Annotated in this window: 8 protein-coding genes; 7 read left to right on the forward strand and 1 reads right to left on the reverse strand. The window is 69.3% G+C overall.

All coding sequences use genetic code 11. The features are described 5' to 3' along the window. Window positions 1-6 precede the first annotated feature (6 nt). Genes AAG801_RS06435 through AAG801_RS06450 form a run of 4 tightly spaced genes read left to right on the forward strand, consistent with a single transcriptional unit; the run spans window position 7 to window position 4,075 of the window. A complete protein-coding gene (locus AAG801_RS06435; protein ID WP_101488713.1) occupies window positions 7-771 on the forward strand; it encodes an SDR family NAD(P)-dependent oxidoreductase in 765 nt (254 codons plus the stop codon). Window positions 772-806: 35 nt separating this feature from the next. Further along, the gene (locus AAG801_RS06440) at window positions 807-1,799 is read left to right on the forward strand and encodes a Bug family tripartite tricarboxylate transporter substrate binding protein (RefSeq protein ID WP_341887669.1); all 993 of its coding nucleotides are present in this window, start codon (window positions 807-809) and stop codon (window positions 1,797-1,799) included. A 5-nt stretch (window positions 1,800-1,804) separates the two neighbouring features. Continuing rightward, entirely contained in the window at window positions 1,805-3,544 is a 1,740-nt protein-coding gene (locus tag AAG801_RS06445; protein ID WP_341887670.1) for an acyl-CoA dehydrogenase family protein, read from the forward strand. A 36-nt stretch (window positions 3,545-3,580) separates the two neighbouring features. After that, complete coding sequence (locus AAG801_RS06450; protein ID WP_319357372.1) at window positions 3,581-4,075, forward strand: MarR family winged helix-turn-helix transcriptional regulator; 495 nt, start codon at window positions 3,581-3,583, stop codon at window positions 4,073-4,075. A 16-nt stretch (window positions 4,076-4,091) separates the two neighbouring features. Here the strand turns inward: AAG801_RS06450 and AAG801_RS06455 are convergent, their stop codons facing one another. Next, a complete protein-coding gene (locus AAG801_RS06455; protein ID WP_341887671.1) occupies window positions 4,092-4,745 on the reverse strand; it encodes a TetR/AcrR family transcriptional regulator in 654 nt (217 codons plus the stop codon). A 121-nt stretch (window positions 4,746-4,866) separates the two neighbouring features. On the opposite strand from AAG801_RS06455, the gene AAG801_RS06460 reads away from it, so the two are divergent. The 3 genes from AAG801_RS06460 to AAG801_RS06470 form a co-directional block, all read left to right on the forward strand. Next, window positions 4,867-5,307: a VOC family protein gene (locus AAG801_RS06460; RefSeq protein ID WP_341887672.1), complete on the forward strand. Its 441-nt coding sequence runs from the start codon at window positions 4,867-4,869 to the stop codon at window positions 5,305-5,307. 51 nt (window positions 5,308-5,358) lie between these two features. After that, window positions 5,359-5,778, forward strand: a complete 420-nt coding sequence (locus tag AAG801_RS06465; RefSeq protein ID WP_341887673.1) for a VOC family protein — start codon at window positions 5,359-5,361, stop codon at window positions 5,776-5,778. A 50-nt stretch (window positions 5,779-5,828) separates the two neighbouring features. Continuing rightward, window positions 5,829-6,460 (forward strand): MFS transporter (locus tag AAG801_RS06470; protein WP_341887674.1); only part of this gene is annotated, 632 nt, incomplete at its 3' end.

Below are 6,460 nucleotides of genomic sequence, written 5' to 3' on the forward strand. Positions count from 1 at the left end.
ACACCCATGAAGATCGAAGGACAAGCCGCACTCGTCACCGGCGGCGCCTCGGGCCTCGGCGAGGCCACCGCGCGCGAACTCGCGCGCCTGGGCGCCAAGGTCGCCGTGCTCGACCGCAACGCCGCGCTCGCCGAAAAGGTGGCTGCCGACATCGGCGGCGTCGCCTGCGTCTGCGACATCACCGACACCGACAGCGTGAACGCCGCGCTCGACAAGGCAGCCGCCGCACACGGTCCCGCGCGCATCCTGATGAACGTCGCCGGCATCGGCAGCGCCAAGCGCATCGTCGGCAAGGACGGCAACCCGGCGCCGCTCGAAGACTTCGTGCGCGTCGTCAACATCAACCTGATCGGCGGCTACAACATGGCACGCCTGTTCGCCGCGCGCTGCGCGAAGCTCGATGCACTCGACAACGGCGAAAAGGGCGTGATGCTCTTCACCGCCTCCGTCGCGGCCTTCGACGGCCAGGTGGGCCAGCAGGCCTACAGCGCGTCGAAGGGCGGCCTCGTCGGCATGACGCTGCCGATGGCGCGCGACCTCGCGCAGCACGCCATCCGCGTGTGCACCGTGGCGCCCGGCCTCTTTGCCACGCCGCTGCTGCTGGAGCTGCCCGAGGCCGTGCAGCACTCGCTGGCCGCGTCGATCCCGTTCCCGCCGCGCCTGGGCAAGCCTTCGGAATTTGCCGAGCTGGCCTGCCACATCGTGACGAACGGCCATCTCAACGGCGAAGTGATTCGCCTCGACGGCGCCCTCCGAATGGCGCCGCGCTGATCCCAGCCCCCCGCAGACAACCAGGAGACAAGACCATGACCACTCGACGCCAACTCATGACGGCGCTCGGCGGCACCGCCGCGCTCGCCGCATTGCATCCCCTTGCCGCACTCGCCCAGGCGGTGCAGCAGCAGGTGAAGATCTACTACGGCTTCCCGGCCGGCAGCGCGGGCGACAGCGTGGCCCGCCGCGTGGCCGACAAGCTGGGCAACACGCCCTTCACTGCCACCAACCCGGTGGTCGAGAACAAGCCCGGCGCGGGCGGGCGCATCGCACTCGACACGCTGAAGACCTCGCCGGCCGACGGCTCGGTGCTGTGTCTCGCGCAGGCCTCGGCGCTGTCGACCTACCCGCACATCTACACCAAGCTCAGCTACGGCATCTCCGACTTCGCGCCCATCTCCATCGGCGCCGTCATGACGCACGGCCTGGCCGTCGGCCCGATGGTGCCGGCCAGCGTGAAGACGCTGAAGGACTACATCGCCTGGGCCAAGGCCAACCCCGGCCAGGCCAGCTACGGCTCGCCGGGCGCGGGCTCCACGCCGCACTTCCTGGGCGCGCTGCTGGGCCTGAGCACCGGCGCCGACCTGCGCCACGTGCCGTACCGCGGCTCGCTGCCCGGCATCAACGACGTGGTGGGCGGCCAGATCGCCTCGTGCCTGACGCCCGCCGGCGACTGCCTGCCATTTGCCAAGGCCGGCAAGCTGCGCGTGCTCGCCACCTCGGGTGCGCAACGCCCGGCCTACCTGCCCGATGTGCCGACCTTCACCGAGCAGGGCTTCCCGGAAATCGTGGCCGACGAGTGGTTCGGTTTCTTCGCACCGGCCAAGACGCCGGCCGCGACCATCGCCGTCGCGAGCACCGCGATCCAGGCCGCGCTGAAGGACAAGGCCGTGGCCGACGGCCTGCTGTCGGTCGGCCTGATCGCGCACGGCTCCTCGCCCGAAGAGATGAAGAAGTCGCTGCAGTCCGAGTACGAGCGCTGGGGTCCGCTGGTCAAGAAGATCGGCTTCACCGCCGAGTCCTGAGTCCGATGCACTACCAGCCCCGCCCCGAAGACGTCCGCTTTCTTTTGAACGCGGTGCTCGATGCGCCCACGCGCCTGCGCGCACTCGCGCCCTTCCCGGAGGTCGACGAGGCGCTGCAGTCGCAGGTGCTCGAGGAAGCCGGCCGCTTCGTCGGCGAGGTGATCGCGCCGCTGAACCGCGAGGGCGACGAGGTGGGTTGCCGCTTCGATAGCGGCGAAGTGGTCACGCCACCGGGCTTTCGCGCGGCCTACCAGGCCTTCGTGGACGGTGGCTGGCCCGCGCTTTCGGCCGCGACCGAAGACGGCGGCCAGGGCCTGCCCGCGGTGCTCGAAGCCATCCTCTACGAATGGCTCAGCGCCGCGAACCACGGCTTCACCATGGCGCCGGGGCTGCTGCACGGCGCGTACGCCTGCCTCAAGCACCACGGCAGCGACGAATTGAAAGGTCGCTATCTGCAGAAGATCGCGACCGGCGAATGGCTCGCGACCATGTGCCTCACCGAAGCGCATGCCGGCAGCGACCTCGGCCAGGTGCGCACGCGCGCCACGGCGCAGGCCGACGGCAGCGTGCGCGTGAACGGCAGCAAGATTTTCATTTCAGGCGGCGAGCACGACCTCACGCCGAACATCGTGCACCTCGTGCTGTGCCGACTGCCCGATGCGCCGGCCGGCCCCAAGGGCCTGTCGCTGGCGCTCGTGCCCAAGCTGCTGCCCGACGGTGCGCGCAACGCGGTGCACTGCGAGCGCATCGAGGAAAAGATGGGCCTGCACGGCAGCCCGACCTGCACGATGCGTTTCGACGACGCCACGGGCTGGCTGGTGGGCGAACCTGGGCGCGGGCTGGCCGCGATGTTCGTGATGATGAATGCGGCGCGCCTGCATGTCGCGCTGCAAGGCATCGGCCTGCTCGACGCCGCGTGGCAGAAGGCCGACGCCTATGCGGCCGAGCGCCGCCAGATGCGCGCACCCGGCGCCGTGCCCGCGAGCCGCGGGAGCGAGGCGGCCGACCTGATCGCCGAGCACCCGGCCGTGCGCCGCATCCTCGACACCCAGCGCGCCTGGATCGACGGTGCGCGCACCCTCGCCTACCGCAGCGCGCTGATGCTCGACATCGCCACGCACGACGCCGACCCCAAGGCGCGCGAGCGCGCGCAGCGCTGGTGCTCGCTCGTCACGCCGGTGCTCAAGGCCGCCTGCACGCACCAGGCCTTCCACGGCGCGAGCGAATGCCTGCAGGTGTTCGGCGGCCACGGCTACGTGCGCGAATGGGGCGTCGAGCAGGTGGTGCGCGACGCGCGCGTGACCATGATCTACGAGGGCACCAACGAGATCCAGGCCATCGACCTGCTGGTGCGCAAGGTGCTGCCCGACGGCGGCGCAGCGCTGTCGGCCGTGCTGCTTGAGCTGCGCGACACGCTCGACGCCTCGCGCGAGGCCGATGCCGACGTGCAGCGTCGGCTGGCGCAGCTGCGCTACCTGGGCACCACGGTGGCGATGGCGGCGCACGCCAACCCCGTGCTGCCCTACGAGGTGGCCGACGACTTCCTGCGCGTGGTGATGCTCACGCTGATGGCGTGGGCCTGGGCCCGCATCGAAGTCGCTGCACCTGCTGATGCGGATCGCGTTCGCGCCGCGGCGGCCTTCCGGCGCTGGGTGCTGCCCGAATTCGAGATGCGGCTGGGCATCGTCAAGCGGGCTTGTGAGGGTGTCGCACTCGCGCATTCCGCACAAGAGGCTTCGCGCTAGTTGTTCGAGAAAGCAACGCGCGGTTACGCTCGCCGCATGCCTCCTTCCCCCGCGAAAAAAACGTCCGCCAGGACCGACACCGCCGCCGCGCCGTCTCCCCGGTCGGACCGGCTCGACGCCCGCGTGCTCGAAGGGCTGGTCGGCTACAACGCCCGCCGCGCCTGGCTGATCGTGAGCACCGTGTTTGCCGACCGCATGGCGCCCTACGGCCTCAAGCAGATCGACTTCTCGGTGCTCTCGCTGCTGGCACACAACCCGGGCGCCACCTCGCGGCAGCTGTGCAACACGCTGGACATCCTGCCGCCCAACCTCGTGAGTCTGGTGGCCGCGCTGGACAGCCGCGGCCTCATCGAACGCCGGCCGCATCCGCACGACGGCCGCGCCGTCGGCCTGCACCTCACGCCGACCGGCGAGACGCTCATTCGCGAGGCCGAGCAGGCCGTGGTGCAGCTCGAGACCGAAGCCAGCAGTCGCCTCAGCGCGCGCGAGCGCGAGACGCTGATCAAGCTGCTGCAAAAGATCTATCTCTGAGAACTGAGCGCAGCCATCACAGGCCGCGTTCCACCATGTCGATCAGGCGCTGCCCGAGCGCATGCGTGGCCGTGGCGTCGGCCCCGCGCAGCGGGCCGTCGATGATGAGCAGTGCCAGCCCGTGCACCGCCGACCACGCGAGGTACTCGGCGCCCGGGCGCCGTTCCGGGTCGAGCAGGCCCGCGTCCACCAGCCGGTCAACGGCCGCACCCAGCAATTCGAATGGGTTCATGCCGCTGGCGCCCGCGCCGTCGGGACCGACGTCGCCCTGCGCATCTTCCGACACCACGAAGGCCGTGCGAAACAGCCCCGGCTGCGCCTGCGCAAAGCGCAGATAAGCGGTGCCGATGGCGCGCACCTGGGCGCGCGCGAAGTCGGCGGGCGGCTGGTCGCAGGGCAGCACGGCGAGTTCGCCTTCCATCGCCTTGGCCGCCTCCGACAGCGCCGCGGCGCGCACCGCCAGCAGCAGGTCGTGCCGGCTCGCGAAGTGGCGGTAGGCCGCATTCGGCACCACACCCACGCGGCGCGTGGCCTCGCGCAGCACCACGGCACTGGGGCCCCCGTCCCGCGCCAGTTCGATGCCGGCATCCAGCAGCGCGCGGCGCAAGTCGCCGTGGCGGTAGGTGCTGCGCGCGGGCGGCAGGCTTTCGGGAACGTTGTTGAGCTTCATCGCGACTCCATGTGGACAGTGTCCATTATCTCTGCTATTCTTTGTGGACGGTGTACACAAAGTAATTCCATTGTTTTCGCGCAGACCCGTTGTGCCCGTAACCCAACCCAAAGGAAACACCATGAAAGTCCAGTCTTACCTGTCCTTCGAAGGTCGTTGCGACGAAGCGATTGCCTTCTACAAGAAGGCGCTCGGCGCCGAAGTGGTCCAGCTCATGCGCTACAGCGAGGCGCCGGCCGGCGCCCCCGAGGGCGATGCGGAAGCCGGGTGCGCCGGCGGCATGCCCAGCCCTGACAAAGTGATGCATTCGGTCTTGCGCGTCGGCCAAACCGAACTCATGCTGTCCGATGGCAGCTGCTCGGGCCACGCGGAGTTCAAGGGAATCATGTTGTCGCTGTCGGCCGGCAACGACGCCGATGCCCGCAAGTGGTTCGACGCGCTGGCCGATGGCGGTCAGGTGATCCAGCCGCTGACGCCGACCTTCTTCACGACCAGCTTCGGCATGCTCAGCGACCGCTTCGGCGTGGGCTGGCTGCTGGTGGCAGACCCGGCCGTCGCGTGATGCGCGAGCCTGCTTTTTGTTGACTCACCCTCTCACATCCAAGGAACTCTCATGTCCCCCATCAACGCTTACCTCACGTTCGACGGCAACGCTGCCGAGGCCATGCGCTTCTACGAGAAGACGCTGCGCGGCACGATGCAGATGATGATGACTGTCGGCGAAGCGCCCGGCACCGAGCAGATGCCGGCCGACGCCAAGAAGCGGATCATGCATGCGTCGCTGGCCTACGGCGACGGCCTGCTCATGGCCTCCGACAGCATGCAGGGCCAGCCCTTCGACGGCATGAAGGGCTTCGGCGTGGCGCTCACGCTCGACACCGTGGCCGAGGCGCGGCGCATCTTCGACGCCTTCGCCGAGGGTGGCTCGGTCGGCATGCCCTTCGAGAAGACCTTCTGGGTCGAAGGCTTCGGCATGGTGACCGACCGCTTCGGCACGCCGTGGCTCATCAACGGCGGCAAGGCGCTGGTCTGAGCGGAGTCGCCCCCTCTCCTACTTTCATTTCTTCGCAGGAAGCACCTTCCATGACCGAACCCCTCGACAACCGAAAGCGCTGGCTCGCCCTGATGGTGCTGTGCCTGGGCGTGCTGATGATCGTGCTCGACACCACGATCGTGAACGTGGCGCTGCCTTCGATCCGCACCGACCTCGGTTTTTCCGAGACGTCATTGGTCTGGGTGGTGAACGCCTACATGCTGACCTTCGGCGGCTTCCTGCTGCTAGGCGGTCGGCTGGGCGACCTGTACGGCCACCGCCGCGTGTTCCTCGCGGGCCTGGTGCTGTTCACGCTGGCCTCGCTGGCCTGCGGGGTCTCGACCTCGCAGGGCCTGCTGGTGGCGGCGCGCGCGGTGCAGGGCCTGGGCGGCGCGGTGGTGTCGGCCGTGGCGCTCTCGCTCATCATGAATCTGTTCACCGAGCCGGCCGACCGCGCCAAGGCAATGGGCGTGTACGGCTTCGTGTGCGCGGGCGGCGGCAGCATCGGCGTGCTGCTGGGCGGCCTGCTCACGAGCACGCTGAGCTGGCACTGGATCTTTCTGGTCAACCTGCCGATCGGCGTGGCCGTGTATGCGCTGTGCGTGGCGCTGCTGCCGAACGCACGCGGCCATGCGCACGGCGAGAAGCTCGACGTGGCCGGCGCCATCACCGTCACCGCGTC

Source organism: Variovorax sp. YR752 (assembly GCF_943372545.1).